Here is a 20,148-nt window from a genome sequence, read left to right on the forward strand (position 1 = left end):
TCGGATCGACGGGCACGGGGTGCTCCTCTCAGACGATGATGTCGAGGCCGGTGCCTCGCGAGGCGGACGGATCGGGGACGGTCCCGGCGGCGCCGGACGCGGTGCGGGGCGTCCCCGCGGGCGCGGCGTCCCTGGGGGCGCGATCGCCGTGCGAACCGGAGGAGGGATCCTGTCCGGTTCCGGGGGCACCGGGATCGCGGCCACCCGCGGGCTGCCCGTCGGCGCCGAGGCCGAGGGTCGCGTGCGGCAGCACGGCGGCGAGGTCGCGGCGGAGATCTGCGACGATCGCGCGGAGGGCGTCGCGTCCGGCGTCCGTGGCGCCGAGGAGCTCGACCCTCACCCCGCCGTCCTGGCCGATGTGCGCGCGTACGGTGACGGGACCGAGACTGTCGGGATGCACGGTGAGCGTCATGCGATGTTCGCCGGCGGGACGCTGGACGAGCGCGAACACGGCGGGGGCGACCTGCGCCGCGACCGGGCGCGGCGGTTCGGGCGCCGTCGGGACGGCGAGCACCACGGGAGGGGGGCTCGTCGCCGCGGTCGCGACGAGGGGCACGCCCACGGGAGCGCCGGACGGAGCGGACGTGTCCGCGGGAGCCGCCCCGGGAGCGGACGTCGCCGGGGCCGTTCCCTCCGAGGCGGAGACGATCGGCGAGCCGGATGACGACGTGGATCCGTCCACGGCGAGGATCGCGGGGACGGTCGCCGTCGGCGCGTCGGCCACGTGCGCCGCGGACTCCTGCGGGCCGTGCGCCGCCGATGCTCCGTCCGCCGAGGCTCCCTCCGCCGATGCTCCCCGCCCCGACGCAGGTCCGAGTGCGGACGCCATTCCGGGGGCCGCCGTCCTTCCCGGTGCGGAGGCCGCTGCCTCGGCGGCGGAGGCGCCCGGATCCCCTGCTGCGATCGCACCGGACGGCGAGGCGGCGGACGCGTCCTGCGGGATCGCCGGTCGCAGGCCGACCTCGTGCCGACCGTGCGCCGGCGGGCCGAGCGCGCCGGGATCGCCGAGCCCCGCGGCCGCGGGCGACGCAGGGTCGGCCGCGGTCGAGGACTCCGTCGCAATCCCGGCCGCGCCGTCGAGGAAGGCGACCGTTCCGGACACTGCGGCGCCGCCGGCCGCGGTCGACGCCGCGGTCGACGCCGCGGCTTCCCCCGGGAGAAGGGACGCGAGCGCCGTGTCACCCGAGGCATCCGCCTCGGCGGAGGAGAGCTGCCGCTCCTGCGCCGCCTGCGCAGGCGGCGGGGTCTGCCCCGCGCCGCCGAGCGACAGCGCCGCGGCGGTCATCCGGGCGGACAGGTCCGCGTCCGACGGCATCGCGGATCCGTCGTCGCGCCCGCGCGATCCCTCCCCCGCGCCGTCGGCACCCCGGCGCGGATCCGAGCCACGGGGCGCGTCGCGCACCACCGCGGCGAGCGTCGCCGCAAAGGGCGCCGCTCGATCGGCGGGCGCGTCGCCGCGCGGCACCGACCCGGTCGGCGAGGCGAGCAGGGGCGCGAGAGCCGAGGCGACCGCGGTCATCCGAGGATCCCCGAGAGGCCGGACGACGACGCGGCGCTCGCGCCCGTCGAGGAGGAGGCGCGGAAGAGGGTCTGCAGCGCCTGGAGCACCTCCGTGCTCGTCCCTGCACCGGACGCGGTGGCGGTCGTGGCGGCCCCCGTGGCGGCGCCCGTGGCGGCGGTCGCCGCGCCCGTCTCCGCCGTCTTCTGCGCCGCATCCAGCGCGGCGGCGAAGGCCGTGCCCGTGGTGGCGGACGACGCGGACGTCGCCGACCCGCTGCCGGACGTCGCCGTCGCGGCGGGGGACGCCGACGAGCGCAGGGCCGCGAGCCGGTCCTCGATGTCGCCGATGCGGGCGATCACGCTGTCCAGGCCGGTCATGCCGCGCTCCCCTCGTCTCGGCTCGCACGGCCGACGGCGATCTCGTCCAGCACGGTCTGCTCCGCACGCAGCTCCGCCGAGGTCCGACGTGCCCGCTCGGCCGTTTCCAGCCGTTCGAGACCCTTGAGCTCGCGACGCGCCTCGATGTGGACGGCTTTCGCCGCCTCCTCCTCGCCGCGACGCAGCGCGGTGAGGGTCTGCAGATCCCCGAGCATGCTGCGTCCGGCGGCGCGCGCGGCCGCCATCGCCAGGAGCGTCGCGCTGTCGCCGACCTCCTCAGCGATCTCGGCGAGGCTCGCCTGGGCGCCGGTCTCGGCGGCCTCGGCACGTACGCGCTGCGCGGTGGACCGGGACAGCGCCTCCGCGGCGATGCGCTCCTGGGCGCTGCGCACGCGCAGCAGACCCGACAACGAGAACGTCATGACGTGAGACCTCCGAACGGGGCGACGAGGGCGGCGAGCCGCTGCCAGGCGTAGTCGGCGGTGACGAGGTCGTCCCGACGCTGACGGAGGAACCCGTCGATGGCGTCCTGATGGGCGAGGGCCGCGTCGACGAGCGGATTCGCCCCCGCCCGATAGGCGCCGATGTCGATGAGGTCGTTGGCCGCGCGTCGGGCGGCGAGCACGCTGCGCAGCGCCGTCGCATCGTGCCGTTGTCCCTCGTCGGTGATCTGCGAGACGACACGGGAGACGGATCCGAGCACGTCGATCGCGGGGAAGTGCCCCCGCACGGCCATGCCGCGGTCCAGCACGACGTGACCGTCGAGGATCCCTCGGGCGGCGTCGGCGACCGGTTCGTTGTGATCGTCCCCGTCGACGAGCACCGTGTACAGGCCCGTGAGGGAGCCGACGGTGCCGGTGCCGGCGCGCTCCAGGAGCCGGGCGAGCACCGAGAACGTCGAGGGCGGATACCCTCGCGTGGCCGGCGGCTCGCCCGCCGAGAGCCCGATCTCGCGCTGGGCCATCGCGACCCGCGTCAGCGAGTCCATCATGAGCACGACGTCGCGCCCCTCGTCGCGGAAGCCCTCGGCGATCCTGGTCGCGACGAAGGCCGAGCGCAGTCGCGCCATCGCCGGCTGATCGGAGGTCGCGACGACGACCACGGACCGGGCGAGTCCCTCCGGTCCGAGGTCGTCCTCCAGGAACTCGCGCACCTCGCGCCCGCGCTCTCCGACGAGGGCGATCACGGCGACGTCCGCGCTCGAGCCGCGAGCGATCATGGACAGGAGCGACGACTTGCCCACGCCCGATCCGGCGAACAGGCCGAGGCGCTGACCGATGCCGACCGGCGTCATCGTGTCGAGGGCGCGCACGCCGGTCCCGAGCTGACGGTCGATCCGGCGACGGTCGAGCACGCCAGGGGGCTGGTTGCCGAGCGGCACGGCGACGCTGCCGGCCAGCGCACCACGCCCGTCGATCGGGCGTCCCTGGGCATCGAGGACCCGCCCGAGCAGCGCGGAACCCGTCGGTACGAGCAGGGGGGCGCCCGCATGCCGCACGCGCGCTCGGGCCGTGATCCCGTCGACGGGTCCGAGCGGCATGCACCGCGCGGTCCCTCCGTCGACGGCGACGATCTCCGCGTCCACCGTGCGCTCGGCGACGTCGATCCTCACCCGGTCGCCGATCGCGCCCGCGATCCCGCGCACGTCCACGCCCAGACCGCGCACGGTCTGCACGGTTCCGGATCGCTCGGGACGGGCCGCCTGCACGACGTGCTCCCAGGTGGCGCTCATCCGACCTCCTCCCCGATCTCGGATGCGCCCTCGCGATGTGCGGCCGTCGCGCGCGCGAGTGCGGCGCCGACCCGGGCATCGACCGCCCCGTCCTCCAGGTCGACGACCGCGCCGCCCGGGTCCACGTCCGCGGCGACGACGATCTCGACGCCGTCGAGCAGCGCGGTCGCCGAGGGGTCCGCGGCCAGGACGGCCGCATCCCGTGCGCTGAAACCCACCCTCACCCAGCTCCGCACGGGCTGCTCCGCGACCGCACGGCGCAGGGCGTGCGCGGCGGAGCGCGCGGGGTCGGAGAGCTCCGCGTCGAGGATCACGGTGGCGAGGGACAGCGCGAGCTCTTCGATCCGTTCGGTGCTCTGCCCGGCGAGCGCCTCCGTCCGCGCCTGGAGCGCGACGACGGCCGTGCGCAGGGCGGACGCCGCGGACGCGTTCTCGGCGTCGGCCCGGTCCTGGCGTTCCTGGAACGCCTCCTCGTCGCGACGCCGCAGCCGCTCCGCCTCCTGCGCCGCCTCGGCGCGGCCCGCCGCGTACCCCTCGGCGTACCCGCGCGTGCGCGCACGCGCCGACTCGGCCCCGAGGTCGACCGGGACCTCACCCACCCGGGGCGGCACGAACGGAGTGAAAGGCGCGGAGGCGGTCATGGTCACTCGACGATCTCGTCGTCCTCGCGCGAGATCGTGATCTCCTCCGCGGCCTCGAGCTCGCGGATCACGCGCACGATCTCGGCGCGCGCCTCGTCGACCTGACGCACGCGCACCGGGCCGAGCACCTTCGCCTCCTCTGCGAGGCTCTCCCTGTTGCGCTCGGTCATGTTGCGGCTGATCACCTCGGCGATCTGCTCGTCCGCGCCCTTGAGCGCGAGCGCGAGCATGCGCAGATCCAGTCCGCGCAGCACGCGCTGGGCGTCGCGGTCCTCGAGGCGGGCGATGTCGGCGAACGTGACCATGCGGCTGCGGATGTCCTCGGCCAGGGCGAGATCGCGTCCTTCCAGGCTCGCGAGCAGCGCCTTCTCCAGGGCGGTGTCGGAGCGGTTGATAATCTCCACGAGCGGCTGGACTCCGCCGATCGCGTCGTGCGCGTCGCGCATCGCGAAGACCCCGGTCCGCGAGCGCAGCGACTCGGCCACGATCGAGATCGCCTCCTGGGTCGCGACGCCCATGGTCGCGATCGCCTGGGCGACGTCGGTGCGCAGCGGGTCCGGCAGAGCCGCCAGAACCGCCGCGGCGCTGTCCGCGCGGAGGTTGGCCAGCACGACCGCGACCGTGGTCGGCAGCTCGCCGTCGAGGATCGTCGCGAGCTGGGCCGGGTCCGCGGCGTTCAGGAAGTCGAAGGACACGGCGCCCTGGGACATGACGCGCCCGACCATGCCGACCGCCTTCTCCCGGCCGAACGCGGTCTCCAGCAGCCCCGTCGCGAGCTCCTCGCCGCCCCGCGAAGGCACCGCGGCGCCCGAGGCGATGCGGCGGAACTCGCCCAACGCGCGCGCGGTGGCGCCGACGTCCACCCCGCCCAGCTGCGTCAGCTCCGCGGCGAGCAGTTCGGCTCTGGCCTCGCCGAGGTGGCGCAGGACCTCGGCGCTCGCCGCCCGATCCATGTTGAGCAGCACGATGGCGGCCTTGCGCAGTCCGCTCATCGGCGTGTCGGGAATCACCGGCGCGGCCTCCGCGACCTCGGTCGACGGCGTGACGACCGTGCTCATGCGGAGGCCTCGTCCATCAGGTTCGCGAGCGCGAGCGCGGCCGACTCCGGGTGGCTGCGCACGATCTCGTCGATCTCGCGGCGGCGACGCTCCACGAGGATCTGATCCGCCTCCGGCTCCTCCTCGAGGTCGAGGACCGCCGTGGGCAGTTCGTGCGCCGGATCGGCGAACGGCAGGGCGATCGGGTCGGACAGCGAGCGCAGCGCCTGCAGCTTCTGCGCCTCCGACTCCGACATCGTCTCGAGCATCGCGATCGGTCCGGAGTCCTCCATGCCCCTCCGACGCTGCCTGCTGCGGAAGGCGAGGAACGCGACGAGGATGATCGCGGCGAGAACGATGGCCGCGGCGATGATCATCGTGCGCAGCAGATCGCCCTGCGCCTGGTCCTGCTTCTCCTTCTCGGCCGCGTCGAGCGCCGCCGTGGCACCCGCCGCGCCGGTCTTGCTGAACGGCACGAACTCCACCGTCACGGTGTCGCCGCGTTTCGTGTCGATGCCCGCGGCGGTGGCGACGAGGGAACGGATCTGATCCGCCGAGACGCCGGTCACGGCGTCCTGGTTGAGCGCGACGCTCACCGTCTGACGGGTGACCTCGCCCGCGGGCGTCACGGTCTTCTCGGTCGTCTTGTTGACCGGGTTGTCCTTGGTGGTCTCCTCGAGCTTGTAGCCGCCACTGCCTGCGGCACCGCTCGGGACCGCGATGTTGTCCGGGCCGAGCACGCCGCTGCTGCCGCCCTTGCCGTCCGCGTAGGTCTCGGTCTTGCTCGTCTCCGCGCCCGTCGGCGATCCGGTGGGAACCGTGTAGGTCTCGTCCATCTTCTCCGAGGTCGAGTTCGCGACGTCCGCGGCGACGGTGACGGTCGCGTTGCCCGCGCCGACGATGGTCTCCAGCATGCTGCCGACTGCAGAGGACACCTTCGCCTCGTACTCGCTCGCCTGCTTCGCTCCCCCGCCCGTGAGTCCCGTCCCCGCGGCGGAGAGCACCTTGCCGTTCTGGTCCGTGACCGTCACGTCCTCCGGCCGCATGCCGGAGACGGCCGCGCTCGTGAGGTGCACGATCGCCTCGACCTGTCCGTCGCTGAGGGTCGCACCGTTGCGGGTCTTCACGAACACCGATGCGGTCGGGTTCTGCTTCTCCGAGACGAAGACGCTCTCCTTCGGGATCGCGAGCTGCACCGACGACGCGGTGATCCCGTTCATCGCGCCGATCGTGTTGGCGAGCTCCCCCTCGATCGCGCGCTTGTACGTGACCGACTGCTGGAACTCGCTCGCGGTGACGCCCATCTTGTCCAGCAGGGTGTATCCCTTGCTCGTGTCGCTGGGCAGCCCGGCGGACGCGGCCGCCAGGCGCTGCGCGTAGACCTTGTCGTCGGGAACGAGGATCGTCGCGCCGCCGTCCGTGAGCTCGTACGCGACGCCGGCCGACTTCAGCTGCTCGACCACCGCCGAGGCGTCCGCGGCGCTCAGCCCGGTGAACAGGGGGCTCATCTGCGGGCGCGCGAGCCAGGATCCGAGGGCGATCGCCCCGAGCACGAGCAGCGCAACGCCGATCACGGCGATGGTGCGCTGGGCGATCGAGAAGCGCGAGACGAGGAGCTTGGCCCGATCCACATAGCCGGCGAGGAAGGTCGGCATGCTCAGGCCTGCATCCGCATGATGTCGTTGAACGCGGCGACGCCCCTGTCGCGGACCGCGACGACCACGTCGAGCGTGACCGCGGCACGCGCCGCCGCGATGGTCGCCTGATGGATGTCCTGCAGGTCGCCCGTGACGGCGCGCACGGCGAGGTCGTTGGACGTCGACTGCAGCTGCTGCAGCCCGTCGACGGCACCGGTGAGCGCGTTCGCGAACGAACCGGATCCGGTGTCCTGCGCGCGCGCAGGGTCCTCGAAGCTCAGCGGCGCGAGCGGGGCGACACCCGCGGCCGACACGCCGGAGACGGGGGCGGTCATGCGCCGCGGCCGATCTGCAGCGCCGACTCGTAGAGCGTCTTGGCCCGGTCGACGACGGCCGCGTTGGCCTGGTAGCCGCGCTGCGCCAGGATCAGCATGCTCATCTGGTCCCCGAGGTCGACGTTCGGGTACTGCACGTACCCCTTCGCGTCGGCGTAGGGGTGGCTCGGGTCGTAGACGCGCTTGCCCTCGGCCTGGGACTCCTCGACACCGTCCACGTACACACCGGGGCTGTCCACGCCCTCACGCACGACGACGAACTTCTCCCGGTAGGGGGCCTGACCGGCGGGCGTCGCCGTGTTGACGTTGGCGATGTTGTCGCTGAGGGCGTCGAGCCACTTGCGGTGCGTGTCCAGACCGGTGCCGGCGACCCCGATCGCGTCGAAAGTCATGCCGAGGCCTGCCCGATCGCCTTGGTCACGGCCGCGCTCTGCGCACCGAGCGCCTGCGAGGCGAACTGATAGCGCAGCACGGTGTCGATGTTCGACAGCGTCTCGGTGTCCAGGTTGACGTTGTTGCCGTTCAGCCGCGTGGGCTCCAGCGAGCGCGCGGTCTCGGCCGTGACGGCGCCGCTGCCGTCGGCCACCGCATCGCGCAGCCGATCCTCGAACGACACCCGCTGCGCGTGATAGCCCGGCGTGTTGATGTTGGCGATGTTGTCGGCGATCGCGCGCTGTCGCAGGGACAGGCCATCGAGCGCGCTGGACAACGCGGTCGCGGTGACGGATTCGAGCACGGCGGCACTCCGGACGTGAGGGGCGAGGCCGATCCGTGGCCACTCGTCGAGCGATCCCTGCTCTGGGCCGACTATCGCGACGCGATCCGCGGCGCGTAACCAGAATGCGTTCCGGGATTCTCCGGAGTCAGCCCTCGATGTCCAGGAAGGCCGGCGAACCCGCCCCGGGATCCGGTACCCGGCGGAGAGCGGCGAGCTCGCGCGCGACGTTCGCCCGCGAGACCCGCAGACCGTCGATCAGCATCTGCTGCCGGGCCAGCGTCGCGCGAGCCCTGTCGAGGACTTCCGTGGGCGGAGGCCCTGGCGGGGGGACGAACTCCTCCACGAGCAGCTGTTCCTCGGCCGCGTCGATCGCCCGCTCGAACCCGTCCAGCAACGCGATCCAGGCGGCAAGATTGTCGGATCCGCCGGGATCAGCCAACGGCGCGCACCGCCGCGGGTGCCGTCGCCACGGCCTCCGCCGCACCGTGCCAGGCGTCCCGCAGCGGCGCGACGATCGCCCGGCACTCGGCCGTGACCGTGACGTCCCGCGCGACGTTGGCCACCACGAGCCTCCCGTGCAGGTAGGTGTAGAGCGCGCGGAGATCGTCGGAGCCGTCCCAGGCGTCGGTGAGCGAGGCGTTGAGCTCGGTCACGATCTGCTGCGCGTGCAGAAGGTGATCCCCCGCCGCGCGTGCATCGCCGTTGTCCTGCGCGGCGATCGCCCGGTCCACGTCGACGAGGAGTCGGTCGAAGAGCAGCGTGACGAGGCGCTCCGGCGAGGCAGAGGCGACCTGCTGCTCGAGGTACTGCATCCGCGCGCGCTGCAGGGACGTGGTGGACATCGGGTGCTCCTCGCGGTTCGGGTTCGGAGGGATCAGGAGGACGGGGACGACTTCGTCTGCGGGAGTGAGCCCAGCTGCCCGCTGAGCCAGGACGACTGCGACTGCAGCGCGGAGAGCTGGGTCTCGAGCGTCGCGTACGTCCGCTCCAGGGTCGCCCTGCGCTGCGCGAGTCGGATGTCCCAGGCGTCCGACTGGTCCTGGAGGGATTTGACCTCCGACTGCTGGCCCGTGATCCGGCGGGTGAGCAGTCCGTCGTACTTGTCGGAGTACGTGCCTGCCGCAGACTCGACGCGGGCCGAGATCGCCGAGAACATCGCCTGGGTGCGCTCGGGATCGGCCGCCATCGCGGTGGCGAACCTGTCCGCGTCGAAGCTGAGCGCGCCGTACTGGTCGATCGAGATACCGATCGTCGACGGCGAGACGCCGTCCACGGGGGACTGCACCGCGCTCGCGAGCGCTCCGCGCAGGGCGCGCACCGTGCTGTCGCCGGTGAACACGCCCAGCGTGGTGTCCTTGCCGGGCGCCCCGATCGTCGCCTTGGAGCCGTTGTCGATCCGGGTGAGCAGCGCGGAGACCTGCTTCACGAACGTCTCCGCCGTCGTCGACTGCGCCTTCGTGTCGGGCGAGACGGCCACGGTCACCGGATCGGAGGTCGTCTTGACGGCGGTGACCGTGATCCCCTCGCCCACGGTGAACGAGCCGTCGGCGCTGGTCAGGCTCTGCTCCGCCGCTGTGCCGGCGAACAGCCGGATGCGGGCATCGGAGCCGGCCGTCACGATCGCCGCGCCCTGCTCCGTCGTGATGTCGACGGACGTGCCGGTGGCCACATCGGCCGCCGTGCCACGCTGCAAGGAGAACGTGTTCGCGGCCCCCGTCGCCGTCGCGGTCAGCTGCAGCCGTGAGAGCGGCGTTCCGTCGGCCGCGGTTCCCGCAGGGACCACGCTCGCGGTCACGCCGGCCTTCGCCGCGTTGATGTTCTTCGCGAGCTCGGCGGCGCTCGCGGCCCCGGCGGGGATCTCCGTGGTCTTGCCGTCCGCGCCCACGACGGTGAACGGCCCGCTCCACGTCGTCGCCCCGCCCGCCGCAGTGACCACCGAGTGAGCGCGGGCGATCGCGTCCACGACCACACCGGTACTGAAGCGAGAGGCCGACGCGCCGACGACGACCTTGACCGCGTCCGAGGACGCGGTCGCCGTGAAGGCGCCCAGCGAATGCGGGTCCTTCGCCGTCTTCGCCTTGGCCACCAGATCCTGCAGCGATGCGTTGAGCGACTGCAGGTTGGTGATGACCGACGTGCGGTCGGTGATCTTCGCGGTGATCTGGTTCTTCGGGATCGCCGCGACGTCCATCAGGGAGTTGATGATCTTGGTCGTGTCGAGACCGGAGACCAGCCCGTCGATGTTCATCCGCGGAAGCCTTCTGTGCGTTACGGGAGATGGTGTGCGGCACGGGCCTGGACGGGGTGCACGACCCCGCCCAGGCCCGTGGGATGCGCCTCAGGCGCGGGCGGATCAGCGCAGGAGCTGGAGGACGCCCTGGCCCGACTGGTTGGCCTGCGCGAGCATGGCGGTGCCGGCCTGCTGCAGGATGTTCGAGGCGGTGTACTTGACCATCTCGGACGCCATGTCGGTGTCGCGGATGCGGCTGTTCGCGGCCGACAGGTTCTCCGCCGAGACGTTCAGGCTGTTCACGGCCGACTCGAAGCGGTTCTGCGCGGCACCGAGACCGGCGCGCTGCGACGAGACGTTCTTGATCGCGGCGTCGATCGCCGTGATCGTCGCCTGCGCCGTGGTGTTGCTGGTCACGTCGAAGCCCGCACCGACAGCCACGCCGTCCGCCGAGGCGAGCGTGCCGACGGCCGTCGGGACGTCCGCCAGCGCGACGTCGATCTTGTCGTTCGCCGTCGCGCCCGAGCCCACCTGGAACGTCAGCGCCGTGCCGCCCTTGAGCAGGTCGATGCCGTTGAAGTTCGTCGACTGCGAGACGCGGTACAGCTCCTTGCTGAGCTCACCGGCCTCCTTGGCGATGGCGGTGCGGGAGTCGGCGTTGTTCGCGTCGCTTCCGCCCTGCACCGCGAGGTCGCGCATGCGCTGCAGGATGGAGTGCACCTCGGTCAGGGCGCCTTCCGCGGTCTGGATGACCGAGATGCCGTCCTGGGCGTTGCGCGCCGCGACGTTGAGGCCGTTCACCTGGGACTTGAGTCCCTCGGAGATGGCGAGCCCTGCGGCGTCGTCGGCGGCGCGGTTGATGCGCAGGCCGCTGGACAGCTTCTCCAGCGACTTGGAGCCCTGCAGCTGGTTGTGAGCCAGGTTGCGGTACGCGTTGAGGGCGCCGATGTTGGTTGCGATCTGAAGACCCATGTTCATCCTCCGTGGTTGGGGGTCGGAAGCGGGTCCGTCCGTGGTCCCGCACTCCCGACATTCGCGACGGCGGCGGGACCGGGTAACCACCGCAGGGAAAGATTCCCGGCGAACGTCTCTCAGACCGCGGGCGCGAGGTCCCCCACGCGATCCCCGCCCGCGGGCAGCGCCCCGAACACCGCCTCGAAGAAGCCCGCCCGTGCCTTGGTCGACCGGTCGGCGGGCACACCGGACTCCCATGCCTCCAGCGCCTCCCGCATGAGGGAGAGCCCGGTCTTGCGCAGCTTGGAGACGTAGGCGTGGCTCACGGCGAGCTCCGCCGCGATGTCCTTGACCATGCGGTCCTCGAGGTAGATCCCCCGGATGATCTCGCGCATCGCCGCCGGCAACGCATCGACGATCTTCAGCAGCATCGCGCGGCTCTCGGCCTGCTCCACGGCGTGCTCCGGCAGGATCACGCTGTCCGTGAGATCCGCGGCCTGGCGCCCGTCGTCGGCGTCGAAGTGCGCCTCGAAGCTCGTCGCGGTGCGGACCATCTGATCCAGCGCGAGCGCACGGTTCACGTTCTCCGCGTCCAGTCCCGTGTCCCGGACCAGTTCGACGGTGGTCGCGGGCCGCCCCGTGCGGGCCAGCACCGCCTCGGCCGCCGCACGCACGCGTTCGATCTTCACCCGGCCGCGCTCCCCCGCGGGATCCGCCGCTCGCATCTCGTCGAGCATCGCCCAGGTGATCTGGGATCGTGCGTACGCTCCGAACGGGATCCCGCGCTCGGGCTCGTAGGCCATCGCCGCGCGCGCCAGCCCCAGTCGAGCCGCGGAGATCAGATCGTCGAGATCGACGTGCTCCGCGGTGCGCGCCTTCTCGACGGCCAGGAACGTCGCGAGCGGCATGTTCTCGCGCGCCAGCTGCTCCGGAGACAGACGCTGCTCGGAAAGCACGCCGGAATCAGGAGAAACGAGAGGAAGACTCGACAATGTGGCTCCTTGTAGGAAAGGACCGTATACGAGAGAAAATAGCACAATCCAGCCGAACCTGAACGATTTCTGTGAGGTGCGTTTTCTGCTCGTTCCCGAGCAGATCCGTATCCTCGACGTTCGTACGCACCCTCATCCCACGGGATGACGGACGCCCACGGATCTGGTCCTCAGGGACGACGCGCCCGGCATCCCTGCCCGCGCAGGCTGGACGTATGAGCACTTCCGTCATCGAAGCCCACGGCCTGTTCAAGAGTTTCGGGGCGACCCAGGCCCTCGCCGGTGTCGACCTCCGTGTGCATCAGGGCGAGTCCGTCGCGATCATGGGGGCATCCGGATCCGGCAAGACGACCCTGCTGCACGTTCTGGCCGGGATCACCCGCCCTGATGCCGGGCGCGTGGTCTTCCGGCCCGCCGGAACCGCACCCATCGAGGTGACCGCTCTCCGGGAGGCCGAGCGGTCCCGCCTGCGCCGCGAGTCGTTCGGCTTCGTCTTCCAGCAGGGCCTGCTGCTGCCCGAGCTGACTGCCGTGGAGAACGTCGCGCTGGCCGCGATGATCACCGGCGTTCCCCGCGCCGCGGCGACCGCCCGGGCGGCGGAGAGGCTCGCCGCCCTCGGCCTGCAGGGAAGCGAGGAACGCCGGATCGGCGAGCTCTCCGGCGGCCAGGCGCAGCGCGTCGCGATCGCGCGATCGCAGATCACCGGCGCGGGGGTCGTGTTCGCGGACGAACCCACCGGCGCGCTCGACTCCCGCACGTCGGCGGAGGTCATCGACGCGCTGCTGTGGTCCACGACCGGGCAGGGGCGCACGCTGATCCTCGTCACGCACGACCCGCAGGTGGCCGCGCGGTGCGCGCGCACCGTCGCGGTGCGCGACGGGCTCGTGGTGGACCCGGCGGTGTCCGCATGAACCTGTCGACCATTCGCCTGCTGCTGCGTCCGGCGCCCGGCGCGCTCGGGGTCGTGCTGATCCCCGCTACCGCCTTCGCCCTCGTGTCGGCTCTCGTCCTGCTCGTGGTCGGCGGGGCGCAGGCCTTCTGGACGTGGACCGACGACCGCGCTCTGCTCTATCGACTCCTCGCCTCCGTGGCGCTCGTCCTCCTCGTGATGCCCCTCGGTGCGCTCGGCGGGGCTGCCGCGCGACTATCGGCGCGCCGCAGGGACGAGCGCCTCTCGACGCTGAGGCTGCTGGGGGTCACGCCGGTCGGCGTGGGCATGCTGGCGGTCGTCGAGTCGACCCTCATCGCCGCGGCGGGCGTGCTGGCCGGTGTGATCCTCGCCCTCGCCACCGCTCCCCTGGTCGGCCTCATCCCGTTCCGCGGCGCCCCGCTCGGCGCGGCGGCGCTGCTTCCCCCCGTCGGCGTCCTCGCGATCGCAGCGGGCACCGTGCTCCTCGCCGTCGTGAGCGCGGTGATCGGTCTGCGCAGGGTCGTGATCTCTCCTCTCGGCGTGCGGACCAGGGCCGCGGCGCGCTCGGTGCACGGTGTGAGGGCCGTCGTGGCGCTGCTCGCCGTGGCCGGGGCGTTCGCGCTGGGAAAGCTCGTGCCCCAGCTCGGCAGCGGCGTCGCCCTGGTCGCGGGGATCGTCGCGGTGTTCGCGGTCGGGCTGACCGTGCTGAACCTCGTCGGCCCCTGGGCGATGGCGGTCGGCGGCCGCGCCCGGCTACGACGGGCGAAGGACGCGGGCCGCCTGCTCGCGGCACGGATCGTCCTGGACGACCCCCGGGCGGCCTGGCGGCCGCTCAACGGCGTCGCGATGTCGAGCTTCATGGCCGTCTTCGCCGGCACGGGGGTGGCCCTGATGAACGCGATCGGATCCGACGCGACGGGCTCTCGCGAGGACGCGCTGCTCGTCGAGGACATGCGCACGGGCCTGGTCATCACCCTGATCGCCTCGTTCCTCATGGTGGCGTGCTCGGTGGCGGTGACCCAGGGGTCGGAGATCCTCGATCAGCGCCCGCTGCACCAAAGCCTGCACGCGCTCGGCGTGCCGGCCGATACCGTCGATGCGGCACGGCGGCGTGCGGTCATGTCGCCGCTGCTGCTGACGGTGCTCGGATCGGCGGCGTGCGCCGGACTGCTGATCCTGCCGCTGCTGGGGATCGCGCTGATCGCGACCCCGGAATCGGTCGTCACGATCGCCCTCGTGCTGGCCGCCGGTGTCGGGCTGGTCTGGGCCGCGACGCGGATCACGCGTCCGCTGCTGCTCCGCGCCTTCACCGACGAAGCACGTCCAGGCCTACCATGAGGGGAACCCGCCCGGACAGGAGCCCATGATGACCGTCACCGTCGACTTCGTCCACGTCTCCACGGCCGGGCTGGAGGCCTCTCCCGTGGCCGAGGCGCTGGCGGGACTGCGCGCCAACGAGGCCCGCTACTACGCGAACAAGTACGACCACACGTTCACGGTCGGAACGCCCGAGGAGGACCCGGAGACGCTGGCGTGGGTGACCCGTGTCCTCGACGAGGAGCGCGGCATCCGGATCGCGAGCCCTGCGCTCGAGGTCAGCGCCTTCGAGGTCGACGGCATCCGCATGGCCTACGTCTTCTACGCCTCCGGTCTGGCGGTCAACGTGATGTACACGCTCGCGGACGGGGGCAAGCGCGCCGTCGGCTTCAAACTCGCCCGGGGCATGGAGGTGCCGGAGGAGCTGTCCTCCTTCCGGTTCGCCCGCCAGCGTTCGAAGCTCGCGGGCGAGATCCGCGGGTCGTACTTCGTCATCAAGGGCGAGCACTGATCCCTCCCCGACGCGATCCGCCTCAGCGTCGTCGCTGACAGCGTGCGCAGTAGTGGCTCGACCGGTTCATGAAGGCCTCGCGCACGATGGGTCTCCCGCAGCGCGCGCACGGCTGCCCGGTGCGACCGTAGGCGTTCAGCGAATGGGCGAAGTATCCCGCCTGCCCGTTGACGTTGACGTACTGCGCGTCGAAGCTCGTGCCGCCCTCCGCGAGCGCCTTCTCCAGCACGAGGCGGACCTCCGCGAGCAGGCGCCGCACGGCGACGGTGGAGAGTGCCGAGGCGGGCGTCTCGGGATGGACGCGCGCGGCCCAGAGAGACTCGTCGGCGTAGATGTTGCCGATGCCGCTCACGAGCGTCTGGTCGAGGAGCACGCGCTTGATCGCGCTGGACCGGCCGCGCAGCGCGAGCCGGAAGGCGTCGTCGCGGAAGGCCGGATCCAGGGGATCGCGGGCGATGTGCGCGACCTGGGACGGGATCCGCGCATCGACGCTCCCCCAGCCGGCGGCGCGACCGTCGGCGGTCTCGACGAGATGATCGACCGCGAGCGAGCCGAAGGTGCGCTGATCCGCGAAGACCACGGCGAGCCGGTCGTGCACCGGGTGCTCCACGACGATCCGGATGCGCTCGTGGCGCTCCGCGTCGGCGTCCGGACGGCGCAGCAGAAGCTGACCCGACATGCCGAGATGACCCACCACGGCCGCGTCGGAGTCGGCCAAGGGCATCCAGAGGAACTTGCCTCGGCGCGCGACCCCGTGCACGGCCGCGCCTTCCAGGCGCTCCGCGAAGTCCGCGGCGCCGAGAACATGCCGCGTGAGCGCGCGCTCGTCGTGCACGGCCACGGACACGATCCGAGCCCCGGTCAGGGCAGGTGCGAGCCCCGCACGGACGACCTCGACCTCAGGGAGTTCAGGCATGAAGGGCGCTCCCTCGATCAGCCGCGATCGTTGAGGACGTTCCAGGCGGCGAGGGCCGCGGCCATCTCCGCCGTCTTCTTGCTCGTGCCCGTTCCCTCCGTCGAGAGCGCACCGACCGTGACCGTCGCCGTGAAACGACGGTCGTGATCCGGCCCCGTCGAGACGACGGCGTACTCGGGAGCGCTCAGCCCCCGGCGCGCGGCGATCTCCTGCAGTGCGGTCTTCGGATCCATCGCCGCGCCGTAGCGTTCGGGGTCGCCGAGAAGAGGCTCGATGAGCCGCAGCACGAGCGCGGTCGCGGCGTCGGGTCCTGCGGACAGGAACGTGGCGCCGAACACCGCCTCCATCGTGTCCGCGAGGATCGAGTCCTTGTCCCTGCCGCCGGTGCGCTCCTCCCCTTTGCCGAGGAGGATGTGGGCCCCGAGCCCGATGCCGCGCGCGACCTCGGCGAGAGCCACGGTCGACACGACGCTGGCGCGTCGCTTGGCCAGGGATCCCTCGTCGAGATCCGGAAGCGTCGTGTAGAGCATCACCGTGACGGCCTGGCCGAGCACGGAGTCGCCCAGGAACTCGAGACGCTCGTTGTGCGGGATGCCGCCATTCTCGTACGCAAAGGACCGATGGGTCAGCGCACGCTGAAGCAGCTCGGGGTCGATGTCGACTCCGAGCTGCTCAGAAAGGGGGCTCGTCCCGTGCGGGACTGCTGCCATGATCGACGGATCGATCAGACGTCGGCGACCTTGCGGCCCTTGTACTCGAGGAACAGCTCGGTGCCCTGCGAGTCGGTGACGACCTTCGCCTGGTGAGGGCGGCTGTAGACGACCTTGCCGTTCTCGATGGTCTTGACAAGCGTGGGGGCCTCCGCCTTCCACTGCGCGCGACGCGAGCGGGTGTTGGAACGGGAGACCTTGCGCTTCGGGGGGTTACCGGCCATGGTTGCTTACCTTCTGTGTTCTGCGCGCGCAGCTATTCCGCTGCGTGTGCTTGGTCTGTGATCTGCTGGAGCGCGGCCCATCGAGGATCGACGGGAGCGACCTGCTCTTTCCCGGCGCTTCCGGTCAGCCGTTCACCGGTCTCGGGGTCGAGACCAGGGCAATCCGGCTGACACACCGGTTGAAACGGGAGCGACAGTACGACCGCGTCCCTGACCAGAGTTTCAAGATCCACGTGGTCGTCTTGAACCTCGAAGTCGTTCGCTTCCTCTCCAGGATAGGCGAAAAGCTCCTGAAACTCGACTTCGACAGGCTCTTCGATCGGATTCAGGCAGCGTCCGCACTCTCCGCGGTACGTCGAATCGACCTCACCGGTGACGAGGATCCCCTCGTGCACCGACTCCAGGCGGACGTCGAGATCGATCTCCTCGCCCTGTTCGACGGACACCAGGCCCTCGCCCCAGCGCTCCGTGAGCGGGATCGTGAGACGGTGCTCGCGCATCTCGCCGGGTCGCCGAACGATGTCGCGCACGGGCAGCACGAACGGTCCATTGCGTCGGGTCTTCACCCGTCCAGTCTAGCGAGGGGCGACCGGGAGAAGGCCGTGCGTCAGAGTCCGCGCGCGCCGGTGTCCAGGAAACGGGCGACCGCGGGCGGGACGAACGGCGTGACGTCCCCGCCCAGCGCCGCGACCTGGCGCACGAGCGAGCTGGACACGAGCGCGTGCGCCGGGTCGGGGAGCAGGAAGACGGTCTCGATGTCTGCGAGGTGCCGGTTGACGATCGCCATGGGCGACTCGTACGCCACGTCGACCTGCGAACGGATGCCCTTCACGAGCACGCCGGCGTTCACGTCCCGCGCGTAGTCGACGAGCAGACCCATGCTCCACGATCCGACGATCACCTTGCCCGCCACCCCCGCCTCGGCGATGGACTCGTCCAGGAGCGTCAGCCGCTGCGCGACGGGCAGCATCGCCTGCTTGTCCGGATTGTGCACCACCAGGACGTGCAGCTCGTCGTACAACGCGGCGGCACGACGGATGACATCCAGGTGTCCGAGGGTGGGCGGGTCGAAGGAACCGGGGACGACGGCGATCCGGGCGCTCATGGCTCCAGCCTATCCGTGCCACGCCGCGCGAATGCCGAGCGCATCCGGCCGCCCGCGCTCAGTTCTTGGCGAGGGCCGCACGATCCTCGACGGTGAGGCGGTGCGCGATCGCCTCGCGCAGACCCTCGTGGTCATGCAGCGACGGATCCTCGCCGACGATCTGCTCCGCGATCTCGCGTGCGCGGCCGATGAGATCGGCGTCCTTGATGACGCGCAGGAGCTTCAGCGAGCTCTTCGCGCCGGACTGGCGAGCACCGAGCACATCGCCCTCGCCGCGCAGGTCGAGGTCGACCTCCGCGAGCGCGAACCCGTCGAGCGTCGAGGCGACCGCATCCACCCTGTCGCGCGCCGGCGTGCCCTGCTCGGCCTCGGTGACGAGCAGGCACAGGCCCGGCACGCCGCCGCGACCGATGCGCCCGCGGAGCTGGTGCAGCTGCGACACGCCGAACCGATCGGCCTCGAGCACGATCATCGTCGAGGCATTGGGCACGTCCACGCCGACCTCGATCACCGTGGTCGCGACGAGCAGGTCGATCTCCCCACGCGAGAACGACTGCATGACCGCGTCCTTCTCGTCCGCGGCCATGCGCCCGTGCAGGCCTGCGATGCGGAGGGAGCCGAGCGTGGGGTGGGTGGCGAGCGCCGCGAGCAGCTGGACGACGCCCCAGCGCGGCCCTTTGGTCTCGCCCTCGGCCTCGTCCTCGAACCTCTCCTGGTCGGCTTCCGCCGTATCCTTCTCGGTGTCGATCGCCGCGCACACCGCGAAGACCTGGCGTCCCTGCGCGATCTCCTCGGCCGCGCGCTCCCAGACGCGCGAGAACCAGCCGGGATGGTCGGCGAGCGGGGCGACGAACGTCTCGATCCCCGCCCGACCCTTCGGCGTGCTGCGGATGACCGAGGTGTCCAGATCGCCGAACACCGTCATCGCGACCGTCCGCGGGATCGGGGTCGCGGTGAGCACGAGAGCGTGCGGACTCGTGCCCTTGGCGCGGAGCGCCTCGCGCTGCTCGACGCCGAAGCGGTGCTGCTCGTCGACCACGACGAGTCCGAGATCGGCGAACGTGGTCTTCTCGCCGAGCAGGGCATGCGTGCCGACGACGATGAGCGCCTGACCCGCGGCGACGCGCAGGGCCGCCTTGCGACGCTCGGGAGCGGACATCTGTCCGGTGAGCAGGGTCGGCATGACGAGCGGGGCGAGGTCGGGGCCGAGCATGCGCGTGATCGAGCGGAGATGCTGCGCGGCGAGCACCTCGGTGGGGGCGATGAGCGCTGCCTGTCCGCCGGATTCCGCGACCTGCAGCATCGCACGGAGGGCGACGAGGGTCTTTCCGGAGCCGACCTCGCCCTGCACGAGCCGATTCATGGGGGCGCCGGCGACGAGATCGGCCGCGATCGTCTCGCCGACGGAGATCTGGTCCGCGGTCAACGAGAACGGCAGCGCCGCGTCGAAGCGCTCGAGCAGCCCGCCGGGCTTCGCCGGGCGCGCGGTGGCGTCGAGCATGCGCAGCGCGTGCCGCTGCTGGACGAGGGCGGTCTGCAGCGTCAGCGCTTCGTGCATGCGCAGGGTGCGGATCGCCGGGGCGATCTCGTCCTTCGTCTTCGGCCGGTGCACCTGTTCGAGGGCGGCCCCGGCGGGCAGCAGACCCTCCTCGCGTCGCACGGTCTCGGGCAACGGCTCTGGCACCGCGCCGAGGTCGTCCAGGACGACGCCGATCATCTTCTCGATCTGCCAGGTGGTGAGCGCGGCCGTGGCGGGATAGATGGGCAGCGGGGTCGTGACCAGCGTGTCGGCCTGTGCCCGCGCCCGCACCTCGTCGTCGAACATCTCGTACTGCGGGTGCGCGAACTGCGTGACGCCGCGGTACTCGCCGACCTTGCCCGTGAACACGCCCCGGCGGCCGACGCGCAGCTCCTTCTCGCGCCATTCGAGCTGGCCGCGGTACTTCGCGAAGAACGTGAGCACCATGTGCCCCACGCCGTCGCCGATGTCCACGGTCATCATCGCCCCGCGCCGGTTCTTCATGTCCCGCACGTCGACCTTCATCACCTCGGCCACGATCGTCACCGTCTCGCCGTGCGGGAGTTCGATGATCGGCGTCAGCTCACCGCGATTCGCGTACCGGCGCGGGTAGTGCGAGAGCAGATCCGTGACCGTCGTCATCCCGAAGGCTTTGTGCAGCGTCTTCGCATTCCCCTCGCCCACGGCGACGCTCAGCGGGGTGTCGAGGCGCAACGGCATGGTTCCGAGTCTAGGACGGACCACCGACGCGCTCCGTGGGCGGCGGACGGGACGCCGGCTCC

The 20,148-nt window shown here is 71.7% G+C and carries 24 protein-coding genes; 3 read left to right on the top strand and 21 right to left on the bottom strand.

Features of this window, described 5'->3' with window-relative positions:
* Positions 1–28: 28 nt before the first annotated feature.
* The 15 genes from Q0P88_RS03990 to Q0P88_RS04060 form a co-directional block, all read right to left on the bottom strand.
* Positions 29–1,519 (bottom strand): flagellar hook-length control protein FliK, encoded by a 1,491-nt coding sequence (locus tag Q0P88_RS03990; RefSeq protein WP_295011318.1) that lies wholly within the window; start codon positions 1,517–1,519, stop codon positions 29–31.
* Positions 1,516–1,878, bottom strand: a complete 363-nt coding sequence (locus tag Q0P88_RS03995) for a hypothetical protein (protein ID WP_295011320.1) — start codon at positions 1,876–1,878, stop codon at positions 1,516–1,518. Before Q0P88_RS03995 ends, Q0P88_RS03990 begins: the two co-directional genes overlap by 4 nt.
* Entirely contained in the window at positions 1,875–2,300 is a 426-nt protein-coding gene (locus Q0P88_RS04000; RefSeq protein WP_295011322.1) for a hypothetical protein, read from the bottom strand. Before Q0P88_RS04000 ends, Q0P88_RS03995 begins: the two co-directional genes overlap by 4 nt.
* Positions 2,297–3,610: a FliI/YscN family ATPase gene (locus Q0P88_RS04005; protein WP_295011324.1), complete on the bottom strand. Its 1,314-nt coding sequence runs from the start codon at positions 3,608–3,610 to the stop codon at positions 2,297–2,299. The genes Q0P88_RS04000 and Q0P88_RS04005 overlap by 4 nt, the downstream gene beginning before the upstream one ends.
* Complete coding sequence (locus tag Q0P88_RS04010) at positions 3,607–4,257, bottom strand: FliH/SctL family protein (RefSeq protein WP_295011326.1); 651 nt, start codon at positions 4,255–4,257, stop codon at positions 3,607–3,609. The genes Q0P88_RS04005 and Q0P88_RS04010 overlap by 4 nt, the downstream gene beginning before the upstream one ends.
* Positions 4,254–5,309, bottom strand: coding sequence for a flagellar motor switch protein FliG (gene fliG, locus Q0P88_RS04015; RefSeq protein WP_295011328.1), 1,056 nt, complete (start codon positions 5,307–5,309; stop codon positions 4,254–4,256). The genes Q0P88_RS04010 and fliG overlap by 4 nt, the downstream gene beginning before the upstream one ends.
* Complete coding sequence (gene fliF, locus Q0P88_RS04020) at positions 5,306–6,943, bottom strand: flagellar basal-body MS-ring/collar protein FliF (RefSeq protein WP_295011330.1); 1,638 nt, start codon at positions 6,941–6,943, stop codon at positions 5,306–5,308. Before fliF ends, fliG begins: the two co-directional genes overlap by 4 nt.
* 2 nt (positions 6,944–6,945) lie before the next feature.
* Positions 6,946–7,260, bottom strand: a complete 315-nt coding sequence (fliE, locus tag Q0P88_RS04025) for a flagellar hook-basal body complex protein FliE (RefSeq protein ID WP_295011332.1) — start codon at positions 7,258–7,260, stop codon at positions 6,946–6,948.
* Complete coding sequence (gene flgC, locus Q0P88_RS04030) at positions 7,257–7,652, bottom strand: flagellar basal body rod protein FlgC (RefSeq protein ID WP_295011334.1); 396 nt, start codon at positions 7,650–7,652, stop codon at positions 7,257–7,259. Before flgC ends, fliE begins: the two co-directional genes overlap by 4 nt.
* Positions 7,649–7,996 (bottom strand): flagellar basal body rod protein FlgB, encoded by a 348-nt coding sequence (gene flgB / locus Q0P88_RS04035; RefSeq protein ID WP_295011336.1) that lies wholly within the window; start codon positions 7,994–7,996, stop codon positions 7,649–7,651. The genes flgC and flgB overlap by 4 nt, the downstream gene beginning before the upstream one ends.
* Positions 7,997–8,123: 127 nt before the next feature.
* Positions 8,124–8,417 (bottom strand): hypothetical protein, encoded by a 294-nt coding sequence (locus tag Q0P88_RS04040; RefSeq protein WP_295011338.1) that lies wholly within the window; start codon positions 8,415–8,417, stop codon positions 8,124–8,126.
* Entirely contained in the window at positions 8,410–8,820 is a 411-nt protein-coding gene (gene fliS, locus Q0P88_RS04045; protein WP_295011340.1) for a flagellar export chaperone FliS, read from the bottom strand. Before fliS ends, Q0P88_RS04040 begins: the two co-directional genes overlap by 8 nt.
* Before the next feature lie 32 nt (positions 8,821–8,852).
* On the bottom strand, positions 8,853–10,226 hold the full coding sequence (gene fliD / locus Q0P88_RS04050; protein WP_295011342.1) for a flagellar filament capping protein FliD: 1,374 nt from the start codon (positions 10,224–10,226) through the stop codon (positions 8,853–8,855).
* 105 nt (positions 10,227–10,331) lie between these two features.
* Complete coding sequence (locus tag Q0P88_RS04055) at positions 10,332–11,180, bottom strand: flagellin (protein WP_295011344.1); 849 nt, start codon at positions 11,178–11,180, stop codon at positions 10,332–10,334.
* A 119-nt stretch (positions 11,181–11,299) separates the two neighbouring features.
* On the bottom strand, positions 11,300–12,118 hold the full coding sequence (locus tag Q0P88_RS04060; RefSeq protein ID WP_295011346.1) for a sigma-70 family RNA polymerase sigma factor: 819 nt from the start codon (positions 12,116–12,118) through the stop codon (positions 11,300–11,302).
* 251 nt (positions 12,119–12,369) lie between these two features.
* On the opposite strand from Q0P88_RS04060, the gene Q0P88_RS04065 reads away from it, so the two are divergent.
* Genes Q0P88_RS04065 through Q0P88_RS04075 form a run of 3 tightly spaced genes read left to right on the top strand, consistent with a single transcriptional unit; the run spans position 12,370 to position 14,892 of the window.
* On the top strand, positions 12,370–13,065 hold the full coding sequence (locus tag Q0P88_RS04065) for an ABC transporter ATP-binding protein (protein WP_295011348.1): 696 nt from the start codon (positions 12,370–12,372) through the stop codon (positions 13,063–13,065).
* A complete protein-coding gene (locus Q0P88_RS04070; RefSeq protein ID WP_295011351.1) occupies positions 13,062–14,402 on the top strand; it encodes an FtsX-like permease family protein in 1,341 nt (446 codons plus the stop codon). The genes Q0P88_RS04065 and Q0P88_RS04070 overlap by 4 nt, the downstream gene beginning before the upstream one ends.
* Positions 14,403–14,430: 28 nt before the next feature.
* Complete coding sequence (locus Q0P88_RS04075; RefSeq protein ID WP_295011353.1) at positions 14,431–14,892, top strand: phage tail protein; 462 nt, start codon at positions 14,431–14,433, stop codon at positions 14,890–14,892.
* Between the two features lie 22 nt (positions 14,893–14,914).
* On the opposite strand, the gene mutM is transcribed toward Q0P88_RS04075, so the two are convergent.
* The 6 genes from mutM to Q0P88_RS04105 form a co-directional block, all read right to left on the bottom strand.
* The gene (gene mutM, locus Q0P88_RS04080) at positions 14,915–15,808 is read right to left on the bottom strand and encodes a bifunctional DNA-formamidopyrimidine glycosylase/DNA-(apurinic or apyrimidinic site) lyase (protein WP_295011355.1); all 894 of its coding nucleotides are present in this window, start codon (positions 15,806–15,808) and stop codon (positions 14,915–14,917) included.
* Between the two features lie 17 nt (positions 15,809–15,825).
* The gene (rnc, locus tag Q0P88_RS04085) at positions 15,826–16,518 is read right to left on the bottom strand and encodes a ribonuclease III (protein ID WP_295011357.1); all 693 of its coding nucleotides are present in this window, start codon (positions 16,516–16,518) and stop codon (positions 15,826–15,828) included.
* Positions 16,519–16,532: 14 nt separating this feature from the next.
* Positions 16,533–16,742: a 50S ribosomal protein L32 gene (rpmF, locus tag Q0P88_RS04090; RefSeq protein ID WP_019179169.1), complete on the bottom strand. Its 210-nt coding sequence runs from the start codon at positions 16,740–16,742 to the stop codon at positions 16,533–16,535.
* Positions 16,743–16,774: 32 nt separating this feature from the next.
* Positions 16,775–17,242, bottom strand: a complete 468-nt coding sequence (locus Q0P88_RS04095) for a DUF177 domain-containing protein (RefSeq protein ID WP_295011446.1) — start codon at positions 17,240–17,242, stop codon at positions 16,775–16,777.
* A 107-nt stretch (positions 17,243–17,349) separates the two neighbouring features.
* Positions 17,350–17,847: a pantetheine-phosphate adenylyltransferase gene (gene coaD / locus Q0P88_RS04100; protein WP_295011360.1), complete on the bottom strand. Its 498-nt coding sequence runs from the start codon at positions 17,845–17,847 to the stop codon at positions 17,350–17,352.
* A 58-nt stretch (positions 17,848–17,905) separates the two neighbouring features.
* Complete coding sequence (locus tag Q0P88_RS04105; RefSeq protein ID WP_295011362.1) at positions 17,906–20,086, bottom strand: ATP-dependent DNA helicase RecG; 2,181 nt, start codon at positions 20,084–20,086, stop codon at positions 17,906–17,908.
* Between the last annotated feature and the right edge of the window lie 62 nt (positions 20,087–20,148).

Origin of the sequence: uncultured Microbacterium sp. (assembly GCF_945952435.1) — a bacterium.
GTDB lineage: Bacteria > Actinomycetota > Actinomycetes > Actinomycetales > Microbacteriaceae > Microbacterium.

Coding starts and splice junctions, on each gene's coding strand:
- Q0P88_RS03990 (WP_295011318.1), bottom strand. CDS start 1,519: ATGACCGCGGTCGCCTCGGCTCTCGCGCCCCTGCTCGCCTCGCCGACC.
- Q0P88_RS03995 (WP_295011320.1), bottom strand. CDS start 1,878: ATGACCGGCCTGGACAGCGTGATCGCCCGCATCGGCGACATCGAGGAC.
- Q0P88_RS04000 (WP_295011322.1), bottom strand. CDS start 2,300: ATGACGTTCTCGTTGTCGGGTCTGCTGCGCGTGCGCAGCGCCCAGGAG.
- Q0P88_RS04005 (WP_295011324.1), bottom strand. CDS start 3,610: ATGAGCGCCACCTGGGAGCACGTCGTGCAGGCGGCCCGTCCCGAGCGA.
- fliG (WP_295011328.1), bottom strand. CDS start 5,309: ATGAGCACGGTCGTCACGCCGTCGACCGAGGTCGCGGAGGCCGCGCCG.
- fliF (WP_295011330.1), bottom strand. CDS start 6,943: ATGCCGACCTTCCTCGCCGGCTATGTGGATCGGGCCAAGCTCCTCGTC.
- fliE (WP_295011332.1), bottom strand. CDS start 7,260: ATGACCGCCCCCGTCTCCGGCGTGTCGGCCGCGGGTGTCGCCCCGCTC.
- flgC (WP_295011334.1), bottom strand. CDS start 7,652: ATGACTTTCGACGCGATCGGGGTCGCCGGCACCGGTCTGGACACGCAC.
- fliS (WP_295011340.1), bottom strand. CDS start 8,820: ATGTCCACCACGTCCCTGCAGCGCGCGCGGATGCAGTACCTCGAGCAG.
- fliD (WP_295011342.1), bottom strand. CDS start 10,226: ATGAACATCGACGGGCTGGTCTCCGGTCTCGACACGACCAAGATCATC.
- Q0P88_RS04055 (WP_295011344.1), bottom strand. CDS start 11,180: ATGGGTCTTCAGATCGCAACCAACATCGGCGCCCTCAACGCGTACCGC.
- Q0P88_RS04065 (WP_295011348.1), top strand. CDS start 12,370: ATGAGCACTTCCGTCATCGAAGCCCACGGCCTGTTCAAGAGTTTCGGG.
- Q0P88_RS04070 (WP_295011351.1), top strand. CDS start 13,062: ATGAACCTGTCGACCATTCGCCTGCTGCTGCGTCCGGCGCCCGGCGCG.
- Q0P88_RS04075 (WP_295011353.1), top strand. CDS start 14,431: ATGACCGTCACCGTCGACTTCGTCCACGTCTCCACGGCCGGGCTGGAG.
- mutM (WP_295011355.1), bottom strand. CDS start 15,808: ATGCCTGAACTCCCTGAGGTCGAGGTCGTCCGTGCGGGGCTCGCACCT.
- rnc (WP_295011357.1), bottom strand. CDS start 16,518: ATGGCAGCAGTCCCGCACGGGACGAGCCCCCTTTCTGAGCAGCTCGGA.
- rpmF (WP_019179169.1), bottom strand. CDS start 16,742: ATGGCCGGTAACCCCCCGAAGCGCAAGGTCTCCCGTTCCAACACCCGC.
- Q0P88_RS04095 (WP_295011446.1), bottom strand. CDS start 17,242: ATGCGCGAGCACCGTCTCACGATCCCGCTCACGGAGCGCTGGGGCGAG.
- coaD (WP_295011360.1), bottom strand. CDS start 17,847: ATGAGCGCCCGGATCGCCGTCGTCCCCGGTTCCTTCGACCCGCCCACC.
- Q0P88_RS04105 (WP_295011362.1), bottom strand. CDS start 20,086: ATGCCGTTGCGCCTCGACACCCCGCTGAGCGTCGCCGTGGGCGAGGGG.